Source organism: Streptomyces sp. NPDC040410, assembly GCF_055595715.1.
The window spans coordinates 1-26678 of sequence record NZ_JBVIVK010000029.1; the positions used below are offsets into that span (position 1 = coordinate 1).

Consider the following 26678-nt stretch of genomic DNA (forward strand, 5'->3'; position numbering starts at 1 on the left):
GCGACACAACAGACCACCACTCCCACAGGATCATCGAGACTACGCCCGACCAGCGAAAACGCTGTCCTCAAGCCCGGAAAGACAACAGCTTCTCACTGTCCACCAGATGAGGGATGCCACCACGTGTCAGACGGGGCACGTTGTCTTGAGAGGTCAGAATGGCCTGACGGCATCTGAGACTGAGGGAAGGTCCTGTTCCGCCCAGATGATCTTTCCGGACCGCGTATAGCGCGTGCCCCACCTCTGGGTGAGCTGCGCAACGAGGAACAGACCGCGGCCGCCCTCATCGGTGGTGCGGGCGTGTCGCAGGCGCGGCGTGGTACTGCTGGTGTCGGAGACCTCGCAGATCAAGGCCTCGTCTCGGATCATGCGCAGGAGGATATTGCCGCCCCCGCCGTAGCGGACGGCATTGGTGACCAGCTCGCTGACGACCAATTCCGTGGTGAACAGCAGCTCGTCGAGCCCCCATGCCACGAGCTGGGCACACACGTGCTCCCGGGCATCTGCAACGACGGCCGGGTCGGCGGGCAGGGGCCAGGACGCGACCCGGTCGGCGTCCAGCGCGCGGGTGCGTGCCACCAGCAGGGCGACGTCGTCGGTCGGGTGGTCGGGCACCAGGGCCCTGATCACGTTGTCGCAGGTGTCCTCCAAAGTGGCGCCGGGCTGGGCGAGAGCGTCGGCCAACCGGCCCAGTCCGGTGTCAACGTCCTGCTCGTAGGGCTGTATGAGTCCGTCGGTGTAGAGGGCCAGCAGGCTTCCCTCGGGCACTTCGAACTCGGCGGACTCAAAAGGCAGCGCTCCGAGGCCGATCGGCGGCCCACTGCCCAGGTCGGGGTAGGACACGGTGCCATCCGGACTGACGACGGCGAGTGGCAGGTGGCCGGCCCGTGACAGTGTGCAACGCCGGGTGATCGGATCGTAGACGGCGTAAAGGCAGGTGGCGCCGGTGGTGGCGGCGGCGACCGGACGTACCTCGTTCCCGCTCTCACCCTCCCGGCCGACCGAGGCATCAACGTGCTGGGCCCTGAGGATGAGATCGTCCAGGCGGGCCAGGATGTCTTCGGGAGGCAGATCCTGGAAGGCCAGGGTTCGCACAACAGTTCGGGCCCGCCCCATGATGGCGGCAGCGGTGAGCCCGTGTCCTACGACGTCCCCGACCACCAGGGCCACGCGCGCCCCGGAGAGTGGGATCGCCTCGAACCAGTCGCTGCCCGGCCCTGCGACAGTGCTCGCCGCGACGTAGCGCGATGCCACTTCGACGGCGGAGCCGTCGAACCGGAGGCGCGGGAGGAGGCTGTGCTGCAGGACCCGTGCCGCCGTCTGCTCGCTGGTGAAGCGCTGGGCGTTGTCCACGCAGACACCGGCACGGGCGACGAGTTCCTCGACGAGGAGCACATCGTCTTCCTCGAAGGGATCCGGGCATTCCCACCGCGCGAAGTGCACCACGCCCAGCGTCACGCCCCGCGCGCGCAAAGGCGCGACCATGACCGAGTGGATCCCGCACTCCTGTGCCTTGAGCCACGGCTCCGTGACCGCTTCCGCGATCACCCTGCCTTCGGCCAGGCAATCGGCCGTAGGGGTAGCGGGCAGGGCGCGGACTTCCTCCCCGACCTGCACGCCCGACTCCGGGCAGTGCTCCTGGACCGAACGCATCACTGCCCGGTGCAGGACCGGGTTGCCACCGACCGGATGGGGAACCGGCTCGACTACGGCCTCAGCGGAGCCGAGGAGGTCGACAGCGGCGAAGTCGGCGAAGCGCGGTACTACGACCTCGACCAGTACCTGCAGCGTCTGCTCCACGTCCAGCGTGCTGCCGATGCGGGCGCCAGCCTCGTTCAGAAGGAGGAGTCGTTCCCGCGCCCGCCAGCGGTCGGTCACATCAGTCGCCGTGTACCACACCCCACGGACCTGGCCGGCCGGGTTCTCCAACCGGAAGAAGGAAAGGCGATAGATGCTCTCTCGATACTTCTTCGCCGGGATGCGCACGCGGAACTCGTGGTCGACCACAGGGACGCCGGACTCCAGCACCTGTTGCAACAGCGCCTCAAGGTCTTCGGTCGGCACACCAGGCAGAGCATCGGCGACCCGCTTGCCCAGGCGCCGCTCGCGCGGCACGGCCCCCTGGTCCTCCAGCGCTTCGTTCACCCAGACGTACCGCAGGTCGCTGTCCAGTACGGCCACGCCGACCGGCGAACGGGTGACGAACGGCTCGAACATCAGCCGGTACATCTCCGCGTCCGGCGCCTGCTCCTGCGCGACGACGATCCAGCAGTTGCGCCCGGAGGCGTCGAGCATCGCGGAGACCTGCACGATCGGCTCCAGACGCCGACCGTCTCGGTGCCGCAGCGGCGCGGTGCCCCGCCAACTGCCATGTGCCACATACTGCGCGCGCACGTCGGCTGCCATTGCCTCATCCACACCCCGTGCCAGAAGCACGGTGGCCGGTCGTCCTAGGACGCCCTGTGCCGACTGGCCGAGAAGCCGCTCGGCCGCCTTCGTCCAGCCGATGACCACACCTGCCGGGTCCAGCATCGCTGCGGCCACGCCCGCCAGGTCGAAGGGGGCCGTCGGATCACCGGGCACGGCCGTCTCAAGGGCCGCTGGTGCTGCCAGGTCCTCACTGTGTGCTTCGCCATGACGATCTTGACTGTTCTTCACGGCTCTGTACCGTCCCACCAGAAAGGTGCTGCCGCCGACTGGGCACGAGATCTAGTTTTCCATAATCGACCAGAGGTGCCGTGGACGAGGAAGTCCCTCACGCGGTCCAGCCCCTTACCCACGCGCACAGGCTTGTCCTCGGTGTTTGATCAACAAAAGGCGAACCCGGCGTCGACCTGCTCAGACGCGGCCTTCATCGATGCTCGTGGGACCCCGGACCGCTGGAGACAATCTCGACGGGCCCCGGCGACAGACCACACCTCATTCAGCGCTTGTCCCTGTCCCATGGGACGACCCGCAGCAGAATCCACAGATCAACGACGCGAGGCGGCTCCCGCCAGTCCCGGGCGAGGAGGGCTCGCGAGTGCCGAGACGCTGGTACAGCGGGTTGACGAACGCCGACCACCTTCGCGGTTGGCGCAGCGCGCCGGCCCTCCTCGAGATGTGCCTCGAGTGTGGCAAGCAGAGGCACGCTGCGCCACTCCTGCTTCTCGGGCTACTTCGCCGAGCAACGCGTCGAACTGTGCAGGCAGCTCCTCCCGTGCGGTCGGGTTCAGGAGAACTGCGGACTTGGAACGGCGGAAGATCCTCGAGACCATCAGCACTTATCTGGACACCGGCAGCGCAGGAGCCACTGCTCGGGTGCTGCGCATCCACCGCAACACTGTGCTGAACCGGCTGCACGCGTTCAAGAGATACACGAGCCTCGATGTGCAGCGACCCCACGACGCCGCTGCCGTGATCATAGCCCTGCAATGGCAGGGATTCCTTCCCTCACCTTGACTCTGTCGGGGATCTTGGGGTGGTCGAGGTCAGCTCCCGAGGGTTCGCCAGGACTTCGAGCGGGGGATCTGATGCTGGTCCAGGAAGGTCTGGAAGGCGGTCGGCGGGCGAGGGCAGGGAGTTTCCTCGGCTGCTGTTCGACCGCTGAGTCGTTCGATGTTCACGGCGATGGCCGCAAGTACGTGTTGCAGGTTGGCTTTCGGCTGTCCTCGGTAGCGGCAGTGGCGCATGCCGTGTCCGTGGGCGAACTCGTTGATGGTGCCCTCCGCTCCGGAGCGGACCGCGTAGCAGTCTTCACCACCGAGATCACGCCCGCGGCCGGAACCCAAAACGGAAAGAGCCCTCCAACCGAACCGCTGACCCCGGAGGGCAGGCCGGGGAGCACGTCAGGGCCTGGCGAGTTCCGCCAGGGAAAACGGCGTGTCCTCGCGGAGGCTGCGCAGCACGCGGTCTTCGAGGGCCGCAACGCAGGTGTCGGGGAACTGCTGGTCCGGACGGAGTCGTTGAATGAGGCGTTGGAGGCAGAGGGCGAGCCAGTGCGCATCGGTGAATTCCCCGCCGAGTTCGTTGCGGTTGAACAGCCAGGTGAGAAGGCACGATGCCGCGGCATGGAACACGCAGTGCTCGTTGGCTGCGGCCAGGGCGTGTGTGGAGTTGCTGTCCCAGGTGCCGTCCTTGGCGATGCCGGCATAGCAGCGCTCCCGCATTGAGTCGATCTCCGCCACGAGTTGGCTCACATCGCGATGGGCCGGTGGGCACTCCGGATCGGCGGCCAGGTCCGCCATGTGCCGCTTGATCTGTTCCCAACTGTGAGTGACCTCGTCCCGGCCCTCGTTGGTCAGCTGCAGGCTGGGCCCGTCGGGCTGCCATTCAGGTGCATCTTCGGTGCGGGAGAACAGGGCGGCCAGCAAATCGTTCCCGTCCGGGTTGCCGGTGCGGTCGCCGTGGTCTGCCAGGACGAACGGGAGTTGGTGAGCCACGGCGTGGAGATTGACGTGTGTGGTGCCCTCGAAGATGCTGGCGATGGCGTGGTCGCGCCGGAGTTTCTGGAAGATGCCGTCAGCGACTCCTTCCGCCAGATAGCTCTGGGCGCCGAGCACACCGGCCATTCTGGAGAGCACCTCCTCGGCGATGACCGGGGTGAAGTACTTCGCGATCGAGGACCACAGGCTCAGACGTCCTGGGGCGACGGCAAGGGCGCGTGCGACTGGCACGGCGAGGCATTCGCTGATGAGCACGTCTATATGGGCCTTGAGCAACTGGTCCCTGATGGTCGGCAAGGAGTAGATGGGCCGGCCGTACAGGTGTCGCTGGTGGGCGTAGCGCAGGGCGATGCGTACGGAGGCATCCATGGTGCCCAGGGAGAGGGCAGCGACAGCGGTGCGGGTGATCTGCAGCAGTTTCAGGGTTTGTACCAGTCCCGCCCCGTGACTTCCGATGACGGCGGAGGCGGGCAGGCGGCAGTGGTCGAAGGTGATGCCGCTCAGGTCGTGGCCGCGCAGCCCCACGGTCTTGACAAACGGCAGGTTGGACCAGTTGTCGGGGTCCAACTGCTCCTTGTCGACGAGAAGAAGGGAAAAGTTGCTCGCGCGTCCCGTGCGGGCGAAGGTCGTGACAAAGCGGGCCCGGGTGGCGTTGCCGGCCGGCCACTTGGCTCCGGTGAGCACCAGGTGGTCGCCCTCGGGCCGGGCGGCCATCTCATTGGCGCCGATGTCGCTGCCGTGATCGGCCTCCGACGTGGCGAACGAGGCGAGGCCGCCGCCGAGGATCTCCTTGGCGAGTATTTCCTTCTGGTGCCTGCTGCCCCACAGCCACACCGGCAGTGCGCCGAGGAGGGTGGAGCCGTACATCACGGCGAGGGTCAGGTTGCGCCGGGAGAGGGCGCGAGTGGCGAGGAAGAGTTCTTCGAAGGTGTTCAGACTGCCACCGATTTCGGTGGGGACGAGATGTCTGGGCAGGCCCCACTGCCGCAGGGCTTCGACCGCTCCGGGCGGCAGTTCGCCGCGCTCCTCGCTCTCGACGATGTCGCGATAGGAGAACGGTGTGCCGGGTCGGAGCGGATCTCCCAGGAACCGGTCCAGGTCGGCAGCTGTGGTCTGTGCTGCCGTGAGCGGCGTCGCGGCCGGCGCGTCGAGGGGATTGCCGGGGGCCATCACGAGCTGCCCCGGGCCTGCGGTGCCGTCCCGGCGGGGGCCTGGCCGAGCAGTTCTTCGAGGTGGCCGACCAGAGCGTTGATCGTGGCGTACGCGCGAATGGCCGTCGCGTCGATGTCGACGTTCAGCTGGTCCTCGATGTCGCTGATGACGTTCAAGGAGTACAGCGAGTCCATGCCGTACTCCGCGAGTCGGACGTCCGGGTGGATTGCCTCGGCCGGTCGCTCCAGATAGAAAGCCACCCGTTCGACCAGCCAGTCAGTCAGATCGAAGTCCTGCAGTGCATTCATGTTGTCGGTCATTTGTTATCTCCATGCCGGGCGCCGCAGCGCCTGTGTGGTAGCGGCCAGGTCCTCGTGGAACGTATCGAGCTCGGCATCGAGAAAAAGTTGACGCACGAGCGAACGGCGGACCTTTCCGCTGGTGGTCTTCCGTACGGCGCCGGGTTTCGCCAGCACGACGCTCGGCAGCTGGATTCCGAACTCTTCCACGAGCGCGCTTCGGATCTTCCCAATGAATTCCTGGACGGCATCGGCGGAATGCAGTGCCGCTGGCCTTATCTCCTGGACGACGACGATGTCCTCGCAGGTGTCGGACAGTCGGAAGACGGCTGACGCCCCGGTGAAATTGTTCGCGGCTACGTTCCGTGTCGCCATTTCCAGGTCCTGTGGGTACAGATTACGGCCGCGTACCACGATCATGTCCTTGAGGCGTCCGGTCACGTACAGCTCCCCGTCGCGCAGTACGCCCAGGTCACCCGTGCGCAGGAAACCGGTGTCGCCCGTGCTCGTCGTGGCACGGAACGTTTCCGAGGTGAGGTCGTCGCGCCGCCAGTAGCCTTGCGAGACCGAACTGCCCCGTACCCAGATCTCCCCGATCCGGCCTTCACCCAGTGGACGCGCTGTGGCCGGGTCGGCGATGACGATCTGGCAGCCTTCCGCCTGGCCACTGCTGACCAGGGGGCGAGACGGAGCGCTCTTTTCGGCTTTGCGGAGCTGCCCGTGCGCGAGGGCATCGGTGTCAGCCTTGAGCGTCACCGGAGTGCGGCGTCCGGTTCCCGTGACCAGAACAGTCGCCTCTGCCAGACCGTAGCAGGGCGCGAACGCTGATGCCCGGAATCCCGCGGGTGCGAAGCGTTCCGCGAAAGCCGCAAGCGTTTGTTCACGGATGGGTTCGGCGCCGTTGAACGCGACCTCCCAACGGGAGAGGTCCAAGTTGGCGATCTGCTCGTCCTTGATCTTCTGGACACATAGATCATAGGCGAAGTTCGGCCCGCCCGCGTAATTCGCGCCGAACTCGTCGATGAGCTCGAGCCATCGGTGTGGACGCCGCAGGAATTCGCTGGGCGGCAGCAGCAGAAGCCGGCCTCCCAGATACGCGGTCATGAGCAACTGCGAGATAAGACCCATGTCATGGACTGGCGGAAGCCACCCGACCTGCCGGAAACCGTCCTTGATGCCCGCACAGCGGCTTATCGATGCCAGATTGTCCAGCAGATTCCCGTGGGTGACCTTCACGCCCTTGGGATCGCTGGTCGATCCGGAGGTGTACTGAAGGAACGCCAGGCCGTTTCTGGACAGGTGTGGCCAGCGCCAGTTCCCGGGATCGCCGGGCATGTCGTCCACTGCGCCGCAGGGGACCTGACGGCCCTGCTTCGACAACCAGTCGGTCACGAAGGGAACGTTTCCGCCATCGCTGAGGACCGCGGACACCTCGGCGTCATGCAGGATGCCGACTGTCCGGTCGATCGCCGTCGTGAAGCGGTCCGGCAGCGGCGCGGGTACGGCTACCGCACCTGCATACAGGCATCCCATGAATGCCTTGAGGAAACCCAGCCCCGCAGGGAAGAGCACCAGAACTCGATCGCCCGCCACCACCTTGTGGTCGGTCAGCCAGACGGCGATCCGGCGAGCGTCCAGGTCGAGTTCGTGATAGCCCAGAGAATCGTCGATGATGCCGCTCCTCGTGTTTCCCATGTAGGAGTACGCATCGCCGTCGGGACCGGCCGACTGTCGCTGGACGACCTCGACGATATCCGACGGTGGTATTCGGTGAACAACCATTTCTCCCTGCCGAGTTCGGGGATGTGCCGCCTGATGTGATCGATGAACCCATGGTGTCAAGACTGTCTCGAGAACCGCAGGAACCGCGTCATCAGCCGCAACCAGGAGAGCGGCACTATCCGCCACAGTGGAGCACCGGCCGACAGCGGGATCCTCGCGCGGATCACAGCGCCGTAGTCGAGCGACCGATCATGCGGAAAGTAGTCAGGCTTGCAGGCCTCAATCCACTTGAAACCCTTCTCGTAGTAGTAGAAGAGCTGCGGATCGAGCGGCAGGTGGTTCTTGCGTTTTGCGTGGACGTAGGTCTCCACCGGCTCATCAGGATTGCGAATTTTCCAGGCACGCAGACCCGGAAGAGGGGACCCCAGATAGATCTCACGGCAGCCGCCCTTCAGGGCTATCGGCCAGAAGAATCCGAGAATGGCATCCACTGCTTCCTGCTCGGTACTGGTCAAACTGATACCAAACAAACTCCGGGTGTGTCCCGGAGTGGAAAGATCTACGTTCGCGCAGTCCGCCCACGTGTCCGCAGCACGTAGCTGCCCGATCGTGATCGGCTTCGCGAACATTGAAGCCAGCGCCTCACCTGTGTCTTTCGAGAAAGCTCCGAAGCACAACCCTGGGTACGCCTCGATCCGACGCGCTATGTCCTCGCGTCGGGCCGCCTGGTTATCGGTCCACTTTTTGTGCTCCAAAATCAGGAGAGGCTCTATATCGTCCGGTCGCAACAGGCGAACTTCGATCGCGGTGGGCGCTGGTTGGTGCTTCACATTTCCTTTTGGTGAGGTGACAGGGGCGGCCATGCTCTTTTCACGGTATGCGGTCACGCCCGAATTCCTCCGAAAATGATCGTGAGAGTCTGTCAGAACGAACGTAGGTCGGCCGCTCACCGCTTTGGTCGGATCTGCAGCCGCACCTACTGTGGCAGCGGGCGCACCGGCCTTCCAGTGAACCTTTGCGAGCAATATTCATCGAGAAAAGCAATTGATCATGATTGTTCATTCAGCGTTCACCTGCTTTTTCGGAGAATGCAAGCGCCGGAACAGTCCTGCTGCACAGTCACCACTCCCCATAGCTCCCGGTCCCGGAGCCGGGAACCGGTGCCTCCCTTCCGTGCCTGTGTGTTCGACTGGCTCGACGGGCGGTGGGAGGGGCACACAGTCACCAGGCCTCCTCGCCGGGGCTGGGAGGGTGCCGAGTCGGGCCAGGGCTTCCTGCGGCAGCAACCAGACGAGACGCCAAGCCAGCACGCATGACCCCGATCGCCATTACCATGGGCGACCCCTGCGGAATCGGCCTCGAGATCACCCTCAAAGCGTGTGCCGATTCCCGGCGCACCGTCCCCGTCGTCGTCATTGGCGACACGGACGTCCTCGCCCGCGCCAACAAGATCGCCGACACCCACCTCGCAATCCGCCCCATCTCATCAGTCGACCAGGCGAAGTTCGCACCTGGCACGGTGGACGTCCTTGCCGAGAACGGCCTTCCGGCAGACCTGCCCTGGGGCACACTCGACGCCCGAGCCGGAGCGGCGTCCATCCAGTACGTCCGCCGCGGTACCCAGCTCGCGATGGCCCACGAGATACGAGCCCTGGTGACCGCGCCGATCAACAAGGAAGCACTGCGCATGTCCGGCGTCCCCTACCCCGGGCACACCGAGATCCTCGCCGACCTGTCCAGCACCACGGAATACGCGATGATGATGGCCACCGACGAACTGAGGATCGTCCTGGCCACGTGCACCAGTCACTCCGCACTGCAATCGACGCGATAACCACAACCCGCGTACTCGACATCATCCGCCTCACCCACCGCACACTCCAGCGCAGCGGCCCGCATTGGTCGGCACTCTGCTGCGTAGTCGGTGTGGGCGGCAGGGGGTGGTCGGCGATGGTCTTGGATCCGTGTCGATGGTCGGAACTGCGGCGGTTTCGTGGGCTGTTGGAGTCCGGGACGATGAGCCTGTCAGAGATCGCCCGGGAGACGGGGCTGGACCGCAAGACGGTCCGCAAGTACCTCGCGGGCCCGGCGACACCACCGCGCCGCTCGGCCAGTGGCCAGGTGGTTCCCAGGAAGATCGACGAGTTCGCGCCGCTGGTCGACGCGATGCTGCGGGCCGAGATCCTGATGAAGGCGTCGGTGATCCAAGAACGGCTGGCCGCGGAGTACGGGTTCCGGCAACTATCAGCGCGTCAAGCTCTACGTTCAGCAGGCCCGCCCGAGGATAGCCGACGAACTCGGCATTACGCCCAACGAGTTGGCGGGCTTGCACCGCCGTTTCGAGGTCATCCCAGGTGCTCAGGCCCAGGTCGACTGGGGTGACGAGGGCAAGATCCTCGCTCACGTCGGCATCCCCAAGGTCTACTCGTTTCACATGGTGCTGTCGTATTCGCGCGATCCGTTCTGCTGTTTCACCATCAGCCAGGATCTGCAGACCTTCTTCGACTGCCACCGCCGGGCGTTTGCGCACTTCAGCGGGGTGCCGATGACGATCGTCTACGACCGCACCAAGACCGTCGTGCGCCGGCACGTCGCCCCGGGCGAGGCGGTCCCGCTGCACCCGGAAGCGGTTGGCTTCGCCGGCCACTACGACTTCGACATCGACGTCCTGGCCGCCTACCGGCCCACAGGCAAAGGCCGGGTCGAGCGTCAGGTCCTCATCGTTCGTGACCACGTGCTCTCCGGGCGGGCGTTCTCCTCGCTGGAGGAGATGGACGCCGCGTTCGCCGCCTGGGTGCCCAGGCGGCGGGACCAGATCCACAAGACGCACCGGGAAGTCATCGGCATCCGGGCCGCCCCCGACCACGCGGCCCTCAAACCGCTGCCCCCGACTCCGTACTTGGTGGCCGAGCGGCATCTGCGGCCGGTCGGCAAGGACTGCCTGGTCGCGTTCGGCGGGAACCTTTACTCGGTTCCCGCCCGCAAGGTCCGCCCGCGTCAGCTGGTCGAGATCAGGGCGACGAAGTCCCAGGTCATGCTGCACTCAACCGTCCCCGATGCCGGCGGCGAGACCCTGCTGTCCACCCATCCTCGGGCGGTCGGCCGTGGAGCCGTCATCAAGCAGGACGAGCACTGGGACGGCCTGTCGGCCGGCAAGAACCGCCGCACCACGACGGGCGACGTGACATCACCACCGCGTCATGAACCGTCCGCGGGCGGCCAAGTCGGGCCACTGCAGGCCTTGTTGAACCGGGCCGCAGCCACCCGCGTTGAGGTCGGGCGGCGGCCGCTGTGGGTCTATGACGAACTGACCGGCACCCGGCCCTTCACCACCAACTCCCCCACGAAGGAGTCGTCTTGAGCGAGCTGACCGGCAACCGCATCCGCACCACGGGCCTGCCCCACCTGGCGGAAACCATCAACGAGTACACCCGCCGCGCCGACGAGGCGAAGATGGGCTACCTCGACTTCCTCGACCTGGTCCTCTCCGAAGAGCTTGCGGTCCGCGATGACCGACGTTTCCGGCAGGGCCTGCGACTGTCGAAGCTGCCGCACCACAAGACGCTGGACGATTACGACTTCTCGTGTGCGACACGAAGTCGCTCCGATTGAGTAAGGACGGTCACATGAAGGATGGATAGGACGGCCGCCCTTCGGGCCAGTATTCGGGCCCGTCTCCGCGCTCACATGCGTCGCTGGTAACGGCGGGGGTGAAGCTGAGCGTTCAAGCCCAAGGGCACCCTGGCCATCGGGGAGCCACAGGCAAGGAGAAGGCTGGACGGGCGAACGCAAGTGAACCCCTGATGATGCCTCGTCATCGTAAAACCACTGGATGGCACGCAATCCATGGTCAAGGACCTGGTGCTGAGATGCACCAAGCGCCCCCAGGGCAATGAGACCCAGGGTGGGAATACCTCTGGTCCCGGGGTAAAGGGGGCGCCCACCCCAGCCGTCTCTCAACGGAGTGGAACGTGGAAACCCCGTCGAGGTCCAAGCCAAGGCTTGGTAGGCCGACCGCAAGGAGAGCTGAACCCCCCGGCGGGAGAAGGATGATCCAAGAAGCGAAGGCCGGCAGGCCGAAGCCAGAAGAAACCGGGAGACGAGGCACTTCACTCGTTTCGCGCATAACTCGTCGGATACGGGCCCTGGTGGCCGGCCCGAAAGGGCGCCCACGTGGATCAGGTGAGCCTTTGAAGCCACCACCGCAAGAGCGCTGGAACCGAGGGGCAAGTTAGACGCCGGAGGTGCACATGGGAGTCACGACTACCGTCGCGGCACTCGCGCCTGCGGTGAACGGACCCGAGGACGCGAACTAGCTCGTGCACGCTGCCCTTTGAGGCTTTGCCACAGGAACACAGCAGGGCGATGCCCACGGCGTCGGGGGGCGAAAGGAGGCCCGTCCTGCAGCGCAGCGCCTTGACCGCGGCGAGCATTGTGATCTACCACGCAGGTGGATACGCTGGGCGTCCTCTCGCGCACGAAGAGGAGCACGCCAGGGTGTTGACCATGGACGCGCAGGCGCAGGCTCACTTAATCCTTGCGAATCTCCGTCTGCTGCACCGCATCGCTTGGTATCGCGACGACTGGGGAGGTGCACCGCAGCAGCAGGTGGTCCTCCACGAGCACGACGCCCCCCTCGTCGAAAAGCTGATCGAGGAAGGCTTGATCAAGCGGGGGCTGTTCAGATCCACACGCCTCATCCTGACCCCTCTCGGGGAGCAGATGCGGATGCAGGACTTTTGGCGAAACCTCCCCTATGAGGTGCACTGCGCCGCCCTACGTTTGGATATCCTCTGGTGGCTTTGGCAGTACGACCGGGACGAGACCGACCCCGTACTGACGCGTGAGCACTATGGAAGAGCTCGTCTCATCCAGGCCTCCAACGGTGACCTGGGCCGGGAACTACGTGAACTGCAGAAACTGGATTTCATCACGGTCGCACACGACGACTACGGCGTTCCACGATATGCGCTGGCCACACGCGGAAAGCAGTGCTTAGAAAATGGAGGCAGTGTGAGCGAACAACCGGAACCCGCCAGCCACGCAGGGCCGGTGACCCATTTCCACGGAACGGTGCACTCCGTCGGCACCGTGGGAGTCAGCCATGGCCACACCACCATCAACAGTGAAGCGGTCCAGTACATCACGCTCGACCAACAGCAATCGCAAGCACTGAGAATCTTCGGCGATCACCTCAACGATGTTCTGGCACAGCTTCCCCACGACGCCGAGTCACGGCCAGCGTTGGCCGAGATGCTTGCCTGCCTGGGCCACCTCGCTCGAGGCGAAACAGTGGAGCAAAGCAGCTTCCAGACGATCTACCGGCGCGGCTTTGAGACACTGACAGTTCTCGGCACTGCAGGCGCCGGCATCGCCGGCATCCAGCAAGCGATCGAGGCCTGCCTACACTTCGCCAACCTGCTCTGATACAAACGTTCCATCATCCCTCCCGAAGCGGCCACACCCAACGCCCCTGGGTGGGTGAACCATACGAAGGGCTCACCGCCTCCCGCAGAACAACGTAGGGAGCTCTTTCAGCGTTGCCACTCCAGGGTGAGAACGGCCGCGGCGATTGACGTCCTTCGATTCGGGCTGCATCGCGCTCTGCGGAAGATCCGCCAGGACTTCAGACGGGCGACTGGGGATCGGTGACCACCTGCACGTTCACCCCGTGGCGGCGGTGCTTGGCCGAGTAGTCGGCCCGGCTGTCGCCGACCCGGTCGCACTCAGCGAGGGCGCCGTCGAGCAGGCCCCCTTCGAAGCCGGCGGGCGTCAAGGAGTAGGGAGCAGCCGCGGTGACTTGAGGCAGAAAGGCCGGAATTACGTACCTTCTGCCGGCGTGGCTTGCAGGCTGGATGGGCAAGCCTTCTCCGATGGTTTCTGGCCGAGCGCGGTTAAGGCCTGGGGGGTTGGTGTGGAGGAGTCCAGCGACGCGACGGAGTTGTGGCAGGCGATCGAAGCGGTGCGGGAAGGACTGCAGCGTGCTACGGACGCCGGGCGCGGCGCCGAACTTCGCTTTGTCGTGGAGAGGGTGGAGCTGGAATTCGCTGTCGAGTTGAAGCGGTCTGTTGGCGGCGATGCGGGGGTCAAGGCATGGGTGCTCACCGCTGGCGGAAGGGCGGAGAGCTCGGCGGGCCGATCGCATCGGGTGACGGTGGAGCTCGGTCTGGTGGATCGTCACTCCCACCCGGTTAACGCTGTGGGGCAGTCGGACCAGTGGCGTCAGGCCGGTCCCTCGCACAGTGCAGGTGTGAATTAGGCATGGAGGACTGGACGAGGGTCGCGGAAATCCGGTCCTGCGCGCCGGCGGCGCCGGTCCGGTTGGGCTCCGGATACCGGATCACGCGGTCGTTGGTCTTGACCGCCGGGCACGTCGCCCCTTTGGAGGGCAGCGATTGCCGATATCAGGTGCGCTTCATGGACGGGCCGGCGCGTGCTCCGGTGGACGCCGAACTGGTCTGGCACAGTGCGGGTACCTGCCCGTTGTGCAGGGACGGGTGTGCGGACTCGCGCCAACTCCTCACGCGTGAGCTTGACGTGGCGCTGCTGCGGCTCACCCCAGCGCAGCAGGGTCCAGTGGCAGCCTCTGCGGAGGCCGTCCGCTGGGGTGCCATCGTCGCGAGCGACGAACATGACGTCACCACGGTGTGCTTCCCCGACGTGCAACGCCACCAGGGAGCATCCGACTCGTACGGAATCCGGGGCACGATCAATCCCGCCACTGCCCGAGGCGCCTTTCATCACGAGCTGAGCGTCGTGGCTGAACCGGTGGGCGAGCACCGTGATCCGTGGCGTGGTGCCTCGGGCGCCGCGGCGTTTTGTGACGGGCTGCTCATCGGCTGCATCCAGGCGACGCTCAACGACGATGGCGCCTTGTATGTGATGCCGGCCGCCCGGTTCCTGCTCCATCGGTGCTTGCGCCGTTTGGTGCAGGAAGACTCGGACGTCGCTCCGGTTCTCGAACCGGTCGCTTTGCGGCCGTATCTGACGGCTCCTTTGACGACACTTCGCACCCCGGCCCAGCTCCTGGAGCCCGAGGCGGCCATCGTGCCGATGCGGGGAGGTGCACCGGACAAGCTGCTGGACTGGTGTCACGGACCACGGCTCGCCGCACCCTGGCCCGGGCAGCGAGCCGACGTCGGGGTGCGGTTGCTGACGGCGCCGAGCGGCTGGGGTAAAACCCGTGCCGCCGTAGAGGCGGCCCGCCGACTCACGGCGCTCGACGACACAGGGCGGTCAGACTGGACGGCCGGTTTTCTGGCCGCGGACCCCGAGCAGGCGCCCAACTGGCATCAGCTGCTGCGCCATCTGACGCAGTCGTTGCTGCTGGTGGTCGACCACGCCGAAACACGCGGTGACCAACTGTCCCCGCTGCTCAACGCGCTGGACGCCTACCAGGGAAGCCGTCAAATCCGCGTCCTGTTGTTGGCTCGTTCCGAAGGGCACTGGCTCGGGGAGCTCCCGGCGACCTGGCAGGACAGACTGGACAGGCCACAGCCCGACAGCCTCTCGGAGTCGTGCGCCCCGAGCGACACCGTCTCAGAGTTGTACCGGGAGGCACTGCTCGCCTTCGCCGCACGCCTGCGGCACCTGGACGGCTACGGCCCACCCGGTCCGGGACAGCCGGACTGGACACGGCTCGCCGAGCGGCAGCTGCCCCTCCTGGGGCGGCGCGCACCGCGACGGCGCACCTTCATGGCCGAGGTACAGCTGCAGGCGCTGGGCGACCTGCTCAGGGCCGGAGGACGAGGAGCCGGACTTGACCCTCGCCTGGTGTTACTGGCCCAAGAACGCGACTACGTCCTGCGTGCCCTACGGGCCCGCCACCTCCCGGTCGACCACGACCTGGTCACCCTGATCCTCACCGCGACGGCCCTGTTCGCCGCCCCGGACGAGCAGACGGCCGTCGCCGAGGTGCAGGCGGCGATGGGCTACCGCTATCAACACGTCACCGGCAGCGCCCAGGCCCTCCACAGCTGGGAAGCCATCCGCCTCGCCTCTGACATCACCGACACCCTGGCCGAGCTCTACCCCTCCCGCGAACACGCCCACCGCGGCACCCTGCCCGAGGCCGTCGCAGCCGGGCAACTGGCCGACGCCGAGAGCAACCACCGCGGGCGTGGCTTCGCCCGGCGCGCGCTGCACAACGCCACCATCGCCCAGCGAAAGCAGGCGCAGCCCATCCTCGCCTCTGCCCACCAGCTCTACCCCGCCCAGACACGCGGCGTGCCCAGGCCCGGGAACACGACACCGCCGACCCACCCGGCGACGCCGGCCACCCAGCGCCCCCCGTCGGTCCCCACAACACCACAGCGGCCATCCACCTCACCGCCTTCCCCCTCCGCAGCACCCTCGAGAACTTCAGTGACCAAACGCCCCCGGCCACAGCGTGTGAGATTGCGCAGAGTGCCCAACTCCCCGTCAGTCACGACGCCTCCTACGCCCTCCGAGGCGGACTCCCCGTCACCGCAGCATCCGCACAACCTCCCCTCACCGCCCCAGCCCCCCTCAACGCACAGTCCGCAAACCCCCAGCGGACCGTCCCTCCCGTAGCGGGCAAGACGGGATGAATCCAGGGACTTTGATCCGGCTCGAGCTGACGCAGGCCTCAACAGCGGCGCGGTCTGCCGGCGGGATTGCAGCAGGCCAGTTGACGATCGCAGGAACAGCCCACATCACGCGCTGGAGCCGTGCATGGGCGGCTACCGCACCACAGTCCGCGAGGGTGCGGCAGCCTGAGTCATTGCGGTCCGGACGGACGCTGAAGGATCTTGTGTAGCCGTGGCGTGCTCTGCCAGCTCATGGACCGCCGGGACTTGTCGACAACACAGCGCTACTACCGGGTCGGCGACCAGCGCCGCCGCGAAGCCGTCGACAGGGTCACCAGCATGCAGTTCGACCGGCACGGCAGCCGCATCTGGCGCCAGGCCCAGCTCGTCCTTGACTCCGAGCACGCCCGGCGGGGCATCGGGGAGGTCCAAGTCCCCTACGGGCTCTGCACCGAACCGACCAACGTGGCAGCCGGCGGGCAGGACTGCCCCGTCCGCTTCAGGTGCGTAGGGTGCTCCCACTTCCGCACCGACGTCTCCTACCTCCCCGACCTGGAGGCGTACCTCGCTGATCTCCTGCGTGGCCGGGAGCGGCTCGCTGCGTTCGCGGCCCACTCCTGGGCGAAGGCCGAGGCCATGCCGTCGGACGAGGAGATCACCCGGGTCCGCCGCCTGGTCCACCGCGTCCGTCACGACCTCGAAGAACTCACCGACGAGGACAAGCTCCACATCCAGGACGCGGTCGCTCTCGTCCGAACGGCAGATCGCCCTGCTTGAACAGAACCTCGCCGACACAAAGAGCGAGCTCGACGAACGGACGGAGGAGCTGGACGCGGCCCGGGCCGCGAACCGGGAACTCACCCGGTCCGTGAACCGGCCCTAACGAGCGCGACCGCCAGCCAGCAGCTCCATCCAGGGGAGCCGCCACCCGGAAGGAACCGCCGATGAGCACCTCTCAGGCCCCAAGAGCACCCGCGCTCACCTGTACACCGCCCCAGATCGGACCCTGCGCGAAATGCCACCGCGCACAGGATCCGGTCTGGCTGGTCTGTCGGCTCAGGCCAGGACTTCGGCTGCGTCCTGCACTTGGTCGCTGAGGGCGGCGAGGTAGCGCTCGGCGTCGAGGGCCGCGGCGCAGCCGGAGCCGGCTGCGGTGATGGCCTGGCGGTAGGTGTGGTCGACGACGTCGCCGGCCGCGAAGACGCCGGGGATGTTCGTGCGGGTCGCGGGCGAGGCGACCTGGATGTAGCCCTCGTCGTCGAGGTCGACCTGTCCGGTGAACAGTTCGGTGCGCGGGTCGTGTCCGATCGCGATGAAAAGGCCGGTGACGTCAAGGTCGCGGAGCTCGCCGGTGAAGGTGTCGCGCAGGGCGACGCCCGAGAGCATGCCGTTCGTTTCCTTGATCTCGGCGATCTCGCTGTCGAAGGCGAAGGAGATCTTGTCGTCGGTGAAGGCTCGGTTCTGCATGACCTTGGAGGCGCGCAGGGTGGAGCGGCGGTGGACGATGGTGACCGAGCGGGCGAAGCGGGTGAGGAAGGTGGCCTCTTCCATGGCGGTGTCGCCGCCGCCGACCACGACGATGTCACGGTCGCGGAAGAAGAATCCGTCGCAGGTGGCGCACCAGGACACTCCGCGGCCGGAGAGCTCGTCTTCCTTGGGGAGGCCGAGCTTGCGGTAGCCGGAACCGGTGGCGATGATCACCGTCTTGGCGCGGTGCACGGTGCCCACGGAGTCGGTGACTTCCTTGATCTCACCAGTGAGGTTCACGGAGACGATGTCGTCGTCGATCATCTCGGCGCCGAACTTCTCAGCCTGGGCCCGCATGTTGACCATGAGGTCCGGGCCGTCGATCCCGTCGGGAAAGCCGGGAAAGTTCTCCACCTCGGTGGTCGTGGTGAGCGAGCCGCCGACGAAGATGGAGCTGCCGAACAGCAGCGGCTTCAGCTGCGCGCGGGCCGTGTAGAGGGCGGCGGTGTATCCGGCAGGGCCGGAGCCGATGATGATGACGGCGCGTATGCCGTCATCGGTGGTCACGTCGGTCACGGAATCAGCCCTGCTTCTTGGCGTCGATCTCGGCGATCAGGCCCTCGATGAGGCCCTTGATCTCGTCGCGGATGGGGCGGACGGCCTCGACGCCCTGGCCAGCGGGGTCTTCGAGCTGCCAGTCGAGGTAGGTCTTGCCGGGGAAGTACGGGCAGGCGTCGCCACAGCCCATGGTGATGATGTAGTCGGACGCCTGAGCGGCCTCGGGGGTGAGGACCTTGGGCTTCTGGTCGGAGATGTCGATGCCCAGCTCGGCCATCGCAGCAACGGCGGAGGGGTTGATCTGCTCACCGGGCATGGAGCCGGCGGAGCGGACCTCGACGCGCTCCCCGGCGAGGTGGCGCAGGAATCCGGCGGCCATCTGGGATCGGCCTGCGTTGTGGATGCAGACGAACAGCACGGATGCGAGCGGGGTGGAGGACATCGTCTCTGCCTTCAATCCATTGACTCAGCCCGGACTGGTATCAGCCCTGAGTGATGTGACAGTATCAGCACATGATGACGTCAGTCGACACTGATCTGATCCGGGTTCTGGCCGACCCGCTCAGGCTCCAGATCGTGACCCTCCTGGCCAAGGAGACGCTCTGCACCACCCACCTTGTGGAAGAGACGGGCGCCAAGCAGACGAACCTCTCGAACCACCTGAAGGTGCTGCGCGAGGCGGGTGTCGTGGAGACGGAGCCGTGCGGGCGGTACATCTACTACCGCCTGCGCCCCGAAGTCATCGAAGCCATCGCCGGTCAGTTCGCCGACCTCGCTCAGACCGCGCGCGCCACCGCCGAAGCGAACCTCAAGCGGTCCTGCCCGTAGCCCGTAGTCGCTCTTTTGCCTCACCTGCCCGAGGAGAACCTGTCTTGACCGCCACCGAGCCCGTCGCCGCCCCCGCAGCGGAATCCGTCATAGCCGCCGACGCGCCCCAGCCCGCGCCCGGCGCGACCCCGCTCATCGCCCGGGCCGCCGCCGAGCTGGTCGGCACGGCCGCGCTCGTGGCGGTCGTCGTCGGCTCCGGCATCCAGGCCACCGAACTCACCCAGGACGTAGCCCTCCAGCTCCTGGCCAACTCCACCGCCACGGTCTTCGGGCTCTTTGTGCTGATCGCCCTCCTCGGTCCGATCTCCGGCGCCCACTTCAACCCGGCCGTCACTCTGGCCGAGTGGTGGACCGCCCGCAGGGGCGGCGCCGGAGTCAATGCCCGCGAGCTCGCTGTCTACGTGCCCTCCCAGATCGTCGGCGCCATCGCGGGCGCGATCCTTGCGGATGCGATGTTCGGCGAGCCGCTGGTGAAGTGGTCCACTCACGACCGCTCCGCCGGGAACCTGCTCCTCAGCGAGGTCGTGGCGACCGCGGGCCTGATCCTTCTGATCTTCGGACTGGCCCGCACCGACCGCCTGCGCTTCGCGCCCGTCGCGGTCGCCTCATACATCGGCGCCGCCTACTGGTTCACCTCCTCCACCAGCTTCGCGAACCCGGCGGTCACCATCGGCCGCGCGTTCACCGACACCTTCGCGGGCATCGCCCCGTCGTCGGTCACCGGCTTTATCGGCATGCAGCTGATCGGTGCCGCGGTGGGCCTGGCCCTGGTGGCGGTCATCTTCATGCGCGGCAAGACCGACAGCGGGCAGCCCGTCGCATGACGCAGCACGCGGATGTGGTGGTGGTCGGCGGCGGCCAGGCAGGGCTCGCCGCCGGCTACTACCTGCGCAGGGCGGGCATCGACTTCACCATCCTCGACGCCCAGACCACCCCGGGCGGAGCCTGGCAGCATGCCTGGGACTCACTGCACCTGTTCTCCCCGGCCGCCTACTCCTCCCTGCCCGGCCGGCTCATGCCGGCGCAGGCGGGCAAGACGTTCCCGGACGTCTCCCACGTACTGGAGTACCTCGCCGACTACGAGAAGCGGTACGAACTCGCCATCCAGCGGGGCGTCCGCGTCGAGGCCGTCCGCGACCAGGCGCCTCTCCTGCGCGTCGAAACGGACTCCGGCGCCTTCACGGCTCGCGTCGTGATCAGCGCGACCGGCACCTGGTGGCGCCCCTTCCTGCCCGCCGTCCCCGGCCGCGAGCACTTCCAGGGCCGCCAGCACCACACGGTGGACTACCGCAGCCCCTGGGACTACGCGGGACAGCGCGTCATCGTGGTGGGTGGCGGCAACTCCGGTGCCCAGGTCGCAGCCGACCTCGCGCCGCACGCCACCGTCCGCTGGGTCACCCAGCGCCCGGCTCGCTACCTCCCGGACGAGATCGACGGCAGCGCCCTCTTCGAACTCGCCACCCGGCGCGTCCAGTCCGGCGGCCCCCGCATCTCCGACCTCGGCGACATCGTCGCCGTCCCGCCCGTACGCGCCGCCCGCGACGCCGGCCTCATCCCGGACCACCGGATGTTCGAGAGCCTGCCGGCCGACGGAGCCCGCTGGGCGGACGGCAGCGTCTGGCCCTGCGACGCGGTCATCTGGTGCACGGGCTTCCGCCCCGCCCTCTCGCACCTGGCCCCGCTGGGCCTTCGTAGCGAGGGCGGCCGCATCCCCACCGAGGGCGCCCGCGCCGTCGCCGACCCGCGCATCCACCTCCTCGGCTACGGCGACTGGACCGGCCCCGCCTCCGCCACCCTGATCGGCGTCGGCCGTACGGCACGCGGAGCCGTCCGCGAGATCGCGGAATTCCTCGGCGCCTGAAACAGCCCCGGGACGGGAATTAATCACGGTGGACGGGCCCGGGGCGATGAATGAGATGGCGATGGACCGGCAGGCCGTGTACGCGGACTACGAGCGCGCACGGCAGACCTTCCACGACCTGCTCGGAAATGCCACGGAAGCCGATCTCGCCCGCCCCACCCGCGGTACCCGGTGGACGAACGAGCAGCTGCTGTGGCACATGTTCTTCGGCTACTTGGTCGTGCGGGTTCTGCTGGTCCTCGTCCGCGCCTTCGCGCACCTGCCCCGCAGCGCCGGCAGGGCCTTCGCCCAGGCGCTGAACGCCGCGACCCGGCCGTTCGACTGGGTCAACTACGCCGGCCCGTGCGGGGCAGTGAAGGTCTTCGGGCCGCGCCGCACGGGCGCCGCGTTCGACCGCGTCATCGACTCACTGCACCGCCGGCTCGCAGCGGAAGCCGATGCCGACCTGGCCCGCGGCATGCACTTCCCCGTCCGCTGGGATCCGTTCTTCCAGGACTTCATGACGCTCGCCGACATCTACCGCTACCCGACCCGGCACTTCGACTTCCACCGCCGCCAGCTCACCCTGGACGGCGAGCTCAGCTGATCCGCGGGCTCCGACGCTCCAGCAGGACCACGTCGCGCCACACACCGTGGTGCCGGCCGATGCGCTCACGGGTGCCGATGACACGAAAGCCCGCCCGCTGGTGGACGGCGAGGCTGGCGGCGTTCTCGGGGAAGATCCCGGACTGGATCGTCCAGATCCCCGCGGCCTCCGTCGACTCGACCAAGGCCGCAAGGAGCCGGCCGGCGACGCCGCAGCCGCGAGCGTCGGGGTGGACATACACGGAGTGCTCGACCACGCCCGTGTACGCGCACCGGTCCGAGACCGCGCTCGCCGCCACCCAGCCCAGCACCCGGCCGTCGCCCTCGAGGGCGACGAAGCGGTGGCCGGGCAGCTTGGCCTTGTCGAACGCGGCCCAGTCCGGGGCCTGCGTCTCGAAGGTCGCGTTGCCCTCCTCGATCCCGGCCTGGTAGATCGCCAGCACCCGCTCGGCGTGCGCGGCCGTCATCGCAGCGATGCGGATCTCAGCACCCATCGGCGGGCGCCTCCTGGCCGAGGATCGCGCGGACGGCGCGGGGAAAGACGCTCTGGCAGGTGTGGTTGACCGTGTAGGAGGTCGAGGTGCCCCGCCTCTCGGCCAGGACGAACCGCACCTCGGCCAGGATCTTGAGGTGGTGGGAAACCGTCGACTGCCCGACCTCGGCGCGTTCCACGATCTCGCCCACGCTCATCGCCCGACCCTCGCCGGCCAGCAGGTGCAGCAGGCGCACGCGCGTGGGGTCGGCCAGGGCCTTGAACCAGCCCGCGTACATGCGGGCGTCATTGTCACTGAGCATCACAGCCCCCTTCATCGTTCATCGACGATAGTCGATGAACGATGAAGGGGGCCACCCTCCGGGTCCAGCCGGAAAGGACAGCTCCCTACGCCTCCCGCGCAGCGCCCGCCAGCAGTGCGCCCATGGCGGCGAGGACGGCGGGCTCGACCCGGTAGTACACCCACGTGCCCCGCCGCTCGGAGGACAGCAGGCCCGCCTCCTTGAGCTTCTTCAGGTGGTGGGAGACGGTGGGCTGGGAGACGCCGACGTCGGAGATGTCACACACGCACGCCTCCCCGCCCTCGTGGGAGGCGACGGCGGAGAACAGCCGCAGCCGGACGGGGTCGCCGAGCGCCTTGAACATCTTCGCGGCGGTCTCGGCCTCGTCGGCGGACATGGGGCGCTCGGTCAGCGGCGGGCAGCACGGCACGACATCGGGCTCCAGGAGCGGCAGAACCTTCGCATTCGACATAGGTCTATGTTGACACATGTCGAATCAGTCGGGTAGTGCGGGCCTCAACGGCAGGACAGATGTGCGGCGAGGCGGCGGGCCGCCAGGCCTGCGTCCCGGCCCACACCGCGCAGGCTGTTCGAGGACAGGCTGCGCTGCCACTCCAGACCGACCAACGTTAACCCCGGGTGAGCGGCGGAGGCGCCGTCGCGGTGCCGGGGGCGCCCGGCCGCATCCAGCGCGCCGTCCAGGCCGGTGAGGTAGGGAAGGTCGGGCCGGTGGCCGGTCGCCAGGATCACCGCATCCACCTGCTCCACCGTCCCGTCCGCCCACGTGAGGGTGTCGCCGTCCAGTGTGGTGAACATCGGCCGGCGCTCGGGCAAGCCGCGGCGAGCGCGGCGCGGTAGCGGCCGTCGTCCAGGACGGGCTGGGCCGGCGGGGTGCGCAGCAGTCGGCCGAGCGGGGCTGCGTCCAGGCCCGGGCGCGTCAGCCAGAAGTGCAGGTCCCGGCCCAGCAGGTGCTGGCGGGCGAACTTCCTGGCGTCCGGGTCGCGAGCGTGGCCTGGCAGGTGCGGGCGAGCTCGGATGCGACCTGGACCGCGGAGTTGCCCGCGCCCACCACCACGACCCGCTGCCCGGCGAACACCTCGGGGCTGCGGTAGTCGGCCACGTGCAGAAGGCGGCCGGTGAAGGACTCCAGGCGGCCCGCAAGCGCCGGCCGGTAGGGATTGGCGAAACTCCCCCACGCCGCAACCACGGCCCCGGCCGTCAGGGCGGCCCCGCCCTCCACCTCGACCCGGAAGTGGCCGCCCGCCTCCACTGTCACCCGGGCCGCGCGCCGGCCGGTGCGGATCTCGGCGTCCAGGAGGGCGGCGTAGTGGTCGAGGTAGCCGGCGACCTCATCGCGGTGCGGGTAGCGGTCCAGGTCCCCGCCGAAGGCCAGACCCGGCAGCGCACTGAACCGGGCCAGGGAGAACACGAGCCGGCCGCCCGGTCCGACGCCTCCAGCACCACCGGCTTCAGCCCTGCCCGAACCAGTGCATGCGCGGCCGCCAGCCCGGACTACCCGCCGCCGATGACGCCGCTTCCACGTGCTCCATCACAATCCCACTAAATTGATGAATGTCTATGTTGACGTCTATCGATACAGCTGGCATGCTGATCGTGCAAGCCATAGACAAACGTCGAAACACCGAGGGAGTCGTCATGAGCGAGCAGCTCACCCCCACCATCCCCAACCACGCCGAGACGCAGGGCTCCTGTTGCGGCCCCGCCCCCGTACAGCCCGCCGCCGAGGCGGCCCCCGCCCAGTCCTCCCCGTGCTGCGGCACCAGCGAGGACGCGGAAGCAGCCGGAGCCTGCTGCGACCCGCAGGCCAAGCGCGAAGCGTCACCACCGGCGCCGGCTGCTGCTGACCACCCGAGCCCCGCCACCGCCCGCCAGCCTGCCTGTACGAAGACCCCGGAGACCTGTCATGAGCGAGACCACCACCGAGCTGCCCGTCGTCGTCATCGGGGCCGGCCCCGCCGGCCTCGCGGCCGCCGCCCACCTCCTCGACCGCGGCATCGAACCCCTCGTCCTGGAAGCCGGCCCGGTCGCCGGGACCGCGGTGCGTGAGTGGGCGCACGTGCGGCTGTTCTCCCGCTGGGGCGAGGTCGTCGACCCGGCCGCCGAGAAGCTCCTCGCTCCGACCGGCTGGGTCAAGCCCGAAGAGGACACCTACCCCTCGGGCGGGGACTGGGCCGCCCTCTACCTCCAGCCTCTGGCCGACGTCCTGGGCGAGCAGATCCGCTACGACGCCCGCGCCGACGGCCGCGAGCAGCGCATCTTCGCCCGCGCGGTCATCGACGCCTCCGGCACCTGGTCCACCCCCAGCCCCGCCGGCGGCAGCGGACTCGCCGCCCTCGGAGAGAAGGCCGCCGCCGACCGCATCACCTACCGCGTCCCGGACCTGAAGGACCCCGCCGTCCGGGCCCAGTACGCGGGCAAGCGCACCGCGGTCATCGGCTCCGGCGCCTCCGCCTTCACCGCCCTCGCCTACCTCGCCGACCTCGCCAAGGCCGACGACGGCGCGGACACCCACGCCACCTGGATCCTGCGCCGCGGCATCTCCGGCTCCACCTTCGGCGGCGGCGAGGCCGACGAGCTGCCCGCCCGCGGCGCCCTCGGCCTGGCCGCCAAGGCCGCTGTCGACGCCGGCTACGCGGACGCGGTCACCGGCTTCCGCACCGACACCATCGAGCGCACCCAAGACGGCCGGGTAGTCCTCATCGGTGAGGACGGCCGCCGTCTCGACCCGGTGGACGAGGTCGTCGTCCTCACCGGCTTCCGCCCCGACCTCTCCTTCCTCGACGAGCTCCGCCTCGGCCTGGACGAGCGCCTGCAAGCCCCGGTGGAGCTGGCGCCGCTGATCGACCCGAACCAGCACTCGTGCGGCACGGTCTACCCGCACGGCGTGAACGAGCTCGCCCACCCGGAGAAGGACGTCTACCTCGTCGGCATGAAGTCCTACGGCCGCGCCCCGACCTTCCTCGCCATGACCGGCTACGAGCAGGTCCGCTCCATCGCCGCTCACCTCGCAGGCGACCAGGAGGCGGCCGAGCGCGTCGAACTCACCCTCCCCGAGACGGGCGTGTGCGGCGGAGCAGGCCTCTTCGACGAGCCGGAGGCCGCCGAGGCAACCAGCGGCGACGGCTGCTGCGCAGCCCCGGCCACCCTCACCATCGGCGCCGCGCCTGCCGCCTCCGGCGGCTGCTGAGGTGAGCGACCTTCAAAGCGGCGTGACCGCGACCGGGACGGGGGTCCGGTCGCGGCCACGCGCCGTACTGCCCGCCCTCTGCCTCACCCAGATCACCAGCTGGGGCATCGTCTACTACGCCTTCCCCGTCCTCAACCCGGCCATCACCGCCGACACCGGCTGGAGCCCGGGCGCGACCACCGCAGCGTTCTCCACCGCCCTCGTCGTCTCCGCCATGGCCGGGATCTATGTCGGCCGCGTCCTGGACCACCGCGGACCTCGCACCGTCATGACCGCCGGCTCCGTCCTGGGCGCGCTCAGCCTGCTGGTGATCGCCGCAGCCCCCGACCTGGCCCTCTTCTTCGCCGGGTGGCTGCTCGCCGGAGCGGCGATGGCCGCCGTCTTCTACCAGCCCGCCTTCGCCGCCCTCACCCGCTGGTGGGCCCCCGACCACATCCGCGCACTCACCATCGTCACCCTCGCCGGCGGACTCGCCTCCACCGTCTTCGCACCACTGACCGCGATACTCGCCGACCACATGTCCTGGCGCGCCACCTACGTAGTGCTCGCCAGCATCCTCGCCGTCCTGACCATCCCGGCGCACGCGATCGCGCTGAAAGCCCCGTGGCCGCCAGCCCCGCCGAGCCCGCCGCACGTCACTGGCGGCCACGAGGGCGTGGTGCGCAGCCGGGCGTTCCGGATGCTGGCCGTCACCTTCACCCTCTCCGCGTTCGCGATGTACGCCGTCGTCATCGGCCTCGTCCCCCTCCTCATGGAGCGCGGCTACACCACCACCCAAGCCGCATGGGCCCTCGGCCTCGGCGGGGCCGGCCAGACTCTCGGCCGCACCCTGTACGCGACCCTCGCCCGCCACCTCGGCGTCACCGCCCGCACCGTCACCCTGATCGCACTCGGCGCCCTCACCACCGCCGCCCTCGCCACCGTGGCTGGCCCGTACGCCCTGCTCGTCACCGTATGCATCCTCGCCGGGGTGATCCGAGGCAACCTCACCCTCCTCCAGGCCACCGCCGTCACCGACCGGTGGGGTACCACCCACTACGGCAGACTCTCCGGACTCCTCGGCGCACCGGCCCACGCAGCCGCAGCACTCGCCCCCTTCGCCGGCGCGGTCCTGGCCGGACCCCTCGGCGGACACCCCGCACTGTTCGCCCTGCTCGCCGTCCTCTCGGCCACAGCCGCCGTCACCGCCCGCGGGGCACGCCCTCAACCGGCCGAGGGAGCGACTCACCCGAACCGGCGATAGCACCACAC

Annotated in this window: 26 protein-coding genes and 3 pseudogenes; 14 read left to right on the plus strand and 15 right to left on the minus strand. The window is 68.1% G+C overall.

What is annotated here, in order from left to right; genetic code table 11:
- Positions 1-153: 153 nt before the first annotated feature.
- The gene (locus ACZ562_RS34470; RefSeq protein ID WP_471187634.1) at positions 154-2583 is read right to left on the minus strand and encodes a SpoIIE family protein phosphatase; all 2430 of its coding nucleotides are present in this window, start codon (positions 2581-2583) and stop codon (positions 154-156) included.
- Positions 2584-3228: 645 nt separating this feature from the next.
- On the opposite strand from ACZ562_RS34470, the gene ACZ562_RS34475 reads away from it, so the two are divergent.
- Positions 3229-3441, plus strand: coding sequence for a helix-turn-helix domain-containing protein (locus ACZ562_RS34475; protein WP_471187637.1), 213 nt, complete (start codon positions 3229-3231; stop codon positions 3439-3441).
- A 29-nt stretch (positions 3442-3470) separates the two neighbouring features.
- Here ACZ562_RS34475 and ACZ562_RS34480 read toward each other — a convergent pair whose 3' ends face one another.
- From ACZ562_RS34480 to ACZ562_RS34500, 5 genes are read right to left on the minus strand one after another with little or no spacing between them, the layout of a single operon-like run.
- Positions 3471-3770, minus strand: a complete 300-nt coding sequence (locus ACZ562_RS34480; protein ID WP_471187640.1) for a transposase — start codon at positions 3768-3770, stop codon at positions 3471-3473.
- A gap of 57 nt (positions 3771-3827) precedes the next feature.
- Entirely contained in the window at positions 3828-5594 is a 1767-nt protein-coding gene (locus ACZ562_RS34485; RefSeq protein ID WP_471187643.1) for an acyl-CoA dehydrogenase family protein, read from the minus strand.
- Entirely contained in the window at positions 5594-5896 is a 303-nt protein-coding gene (locus ACZ562_RS34490; RefSeq protein WP_471187646.1) for an acyl carrier protein, read from the minus strand. Before ACZ562_RS34490 ends, ACZ562_RS34485 begins: the two co-directional genes overlap by 1 nt.
- A gap of 3 nt (positions 5897-5899) precedes the next feature.
- Positions 5900-7657, minus strand: coding sequence for a fatty acyl-AMP ligase (locus ACZ562_RS34495; RefSeq protein ID WP_471187649.1), 1758 nt, complete (start codon positions 7655-7657; stop codon positions 5900-5902).
- 56 nt (positions 7658-7713) lie between these two features.
- Positions 7714-8484 (minus strand): hypothetical protein, encoded by a 771-nt coding sequence (locus ACZ562_RS34500; protein WP_471187652.1) that lies wholly within the window; start codon positions 8482-8484, stop codon positions 7714-7716.
- A gap of 425 nt (positions 8485-8909) precedes the next feature.
- Between ACZ562_RS34500 and ACZ562_RS34505 the strand changes: the two genes are divergently transcribed.
- The 4 genes and pseudogenes from ACZ562_RS34505 to ACZ562_RS34520 all read left to right on the plus strand — a co-directional run bounded on the left by ACZ562_RS34505 (position 8910) and on the right by ACZ562_RS34520 (position 13024).
- Positions 8910-9431 (plus strand): 4-hydroxythreonine-4-phosphate dehydrogenase PdxA, encoded by a 522-nt coding sequence (locus tag ACZ562_RS34505; RefSeq protein WP_471187654.1) that lies wholly within the window; start codon positions 8910-8912, stop codon positions 9429-9431.
- Between the two features lie 450 nt (positions 9432-9881).
- Positions 9882-10958: an IS21 family transposase gene (gene istA / locus ACZ562_RS34510; RefSeq protein WP_471187792.1), complete on the plus strand. Its 1077-nt coding sequence runs from the start codon at positions 9882-9884 to the stop codon at positions 10956-10958.
- Positions 10955-11182: pseudogene (locus ACZ562_RS34515) on the plus strand (ATP-binding protein); the annotation flags it as partial. The gene istA and the pseudogene ACZ562_RS34515, both read left to right, overlap by 4 nt.
- Before the next feature lie 921 nt (positions 11183-12103).
- Positions 12104-13024, plus strand: coding sequence for a hypothetical protein (locus ACZ562_RS34520; RefSeq protein ID WP_471187656.1), 921 nt, complete (start codon positions 12104-12106; stop codon positions 13022-13024).
- Positions 13025-13238: 214 nt separating this feature from the next.
- On the opposite strand, the pseudogene ACZ562_RS34525 reads toward ACZ562_RS34520, so the two are convergent.
- A pseudogene (locus ACZ562_RS34525) lies at positions 13239-13346 on the minus strand (IS5/IS1182 family transposase); the annotation flags it as partial.
- A 165-nt stretch (positions 13347-13511) separates the two neighbouring features.
- On the opposite strand from ACZ562_RS34525, the gene ACZ562_RS34530 reads away from it, so the two are divergent.
- From ACZ562_RS34530 to ACZ562_RS34540, 3 genes are all read left to right on the plus strand, one after another.
- A complete protein-coding gene (locus tag ACZ562_RS34530) occupies positions 13512-13856 on the plus strand; it encodes a trypco2 family protein (protein ID WP_471187658.1) in 345 nt (114 codons plus the stop codon).
- 158 nt (positions 13857-14014) lie between these two features.
- Positions 14015-16150, plus strand: a complete 2136-nt coding sequence (locus tag ACZ562_RS34535; protein WP_471187660.1) for a hypothetical protein — start codon at positions 14015-14017, stop codon at positions 16148-16150.
- Between the two features lie 263 nt (positions 16151-16413).
- Positions 16414-16923 carry a hypothetical protein gene (locus tag ACZ562_RS34540; protein ID WP_471187663.1) on the plus strand — a complete coding sequence of 170 codons (510 nt, stop codon included), beginning with the start codon at positions 16414-16416 and terminating at the stop codon, positions 16921-16923.
- Positions 16924-17202: 279 nt separating this feature from the next.
- On the opposite strand, the gene trxB is transcribed toward ACZ562_RS34540, so the two are convergent.
- Entirely contained in the window at positions 17203-18180 is a 978-nt protein-coding gene (gene trxB / locus ACZ562_RS34545; protein WP_471187795.1) for a thioredoxin-disulfide reductase, read from the minus strand.
- A 13-nt stretch (positions 18181-18193) separates the two neighbouring features.
- A complete protein-coding gene (locus tag ACZ562_RS34550; RefSeq protein ID WP_471187666.1) occupies positions 18194-18613 on the minus strand; it encodes an arsenate reductase ArsC in 420 nt (139 codons plus the stop codon).
- A 71-nt stretch (positions 18614-18684) separates the two neighbouring features.
- Between ACZ562_RS34550 and ACZ562_RS34555 the strand changes: the two genes are divergently transcribed.
- The 4 genes from ACZ562_RS34555 to ACZ562_RS34570 all read left to right on the plus strand — a co-directional run bounded on the left by ACZ562_RS34555 (position 18685) and on the right by ACZ562_RS34570 (position 21446).
- A complete protein-coding gene (locus ACZ562_RS34555) occupies positions 18685-18999 on the plus strand; it encodes an ArsR/SmtB family transcription factor (protein WP_471187669.1) in 315 nt (104 codons plus the stop codon).
- 44 nt (positions 19000-19043) lie between these two features.
- Positions 19044-19823, plus strand: a complete 780-nt coding sequence (locus ACZ562_RS34560; protein ID WP_471187672.1) for an aquaporin — start codon at positions 19044-19046, stop codon at positions 19821-19823.
- The gene (locus ACZ562_RS34565; RefSeq protein WP_471187675.1) at positions 19820-20860 is read left to right on the plus strand and encodes an ArsO family NAD(P)H-dependent flavin-containing monooxygenase; all 1041 of its coding nucleotides are present in this window, start codon (positions 19820-19822) and stop codon (positions 20858-20860) included. Before ACZ562_RS34560 ends, ACZ562_RS34565 begins: the two co-directional genes overlap by 4 nt.
- A 61-nt stretch (positions 20861-20921) precedes the next feature.
- Positions 20922-21446: a DinB family protein gene (locus ACZ562_RS34570; protein ID WP_471187678.1), complete on the plus strand. Its 525-nt coding sequence runs from the start codon at positions 20922-20924 to the stop codon at positions 21444-21446.
- Here ACZ562_RS34570 and ACZ562_RS34575 read toward each other — a convergent pair.
- The 6 genes and pseudogenes from ACZ562_RS34575 to ACZ562_RS34600 all read right to left on the minus strand — a co-directional run.
- Entirely contained in the window at positions 21439-21939 is a 501-nt protein-coding gene (locus ACZ562_RS34575; RefSeq protein WP_471187681.1) for a GNAT family N-acetyltransferase, read from the minus strand. The genes ACZ562_RS34570 and ACZ562_RS34575 overlap by 8 nt on opposite strands.
- Positions 21929-22240 (minus strand): ArsR/SmtB family transcription factor, encoded by a 312-nt coding sequence (locus tag ACZ562_RS34580; protein WP_471187684.1) that lies wholly within the window; start codon positions 22238-22240, stop codon positions 21929-21931. Before ACZ562_RS34580 ends, ACZ562_RS34575 begins: the two co-directional genes overlap by 11 nt.
- 85 nt (positions 22241-22325) lie before the next feature.
- Positions 22326-22691: an ArsR/SmtB family transcription factor gene (locus ACZ562_RS34585; protein ID WP_471187687.1), complete on the minus strand. Its 366-nt coding sequence runs from the start codon at positions 22689-22691 to the stop codon at positions 22326-22328.
- 44 nt (positions 22692-22735) lie between these two features.
- Positions 22736-23035 carry a hypothetical protein gene (locus tag ACZ562_RS34590; protein WP_471187690.1) on the minus strand — a complete coding sequence of 100 codons (300 nt, stop codon included), beginning with the start codon at positions 23033-23035 and terminating at the stop codon, positions 22736-22738.
- 121 nt (positions 23036-23156) lie between these two features.
- A complete protein-coding gene (locus ACZ562_RS34595) occupies positions 23157-23648 on the minus strand; it encodes an NAD(P)-binding domain-containing protein (RefSeq protein WP_471187692.1) in 492 nt (163 codons plus the stop codon).
- Positions 23649-23680: 32 nt separating this feature from the next.
- Positions 23681-23725: pseudogene (locus ACZ562_RS34600) on the minus strand (hypothetical protein); the annotation flags it as partial.
- Positions 23726-24143: 418 nt separating this feature from the next.
- On the opposite strand from ACZ562_RS34600, the gene ACZ562_RS34605 reads away from it, so the two are divergent.
- Positions 24144-25427 (plus strand): FAD-dependent oxidoreductase, encoded by a 1284-nt coding sequence (locus ACZ562_RS34605; RefSeq protein WP_471187695.1) that lies wholly within the window; start codon positions 24144-24146, stop codon positions 25425-25427.
- Between the two features lies 1 nt (position 25428).
- Entirely contained in the window at positions 25429-26670 is a 1242-nt protein-coding gene (locus ACZ562_RS34610; protein ID WP_471187698.1) for an MFS transporter, read from the plus strand.
- Positions 26671-26678 lie beyond the last annotated feature (8 nt).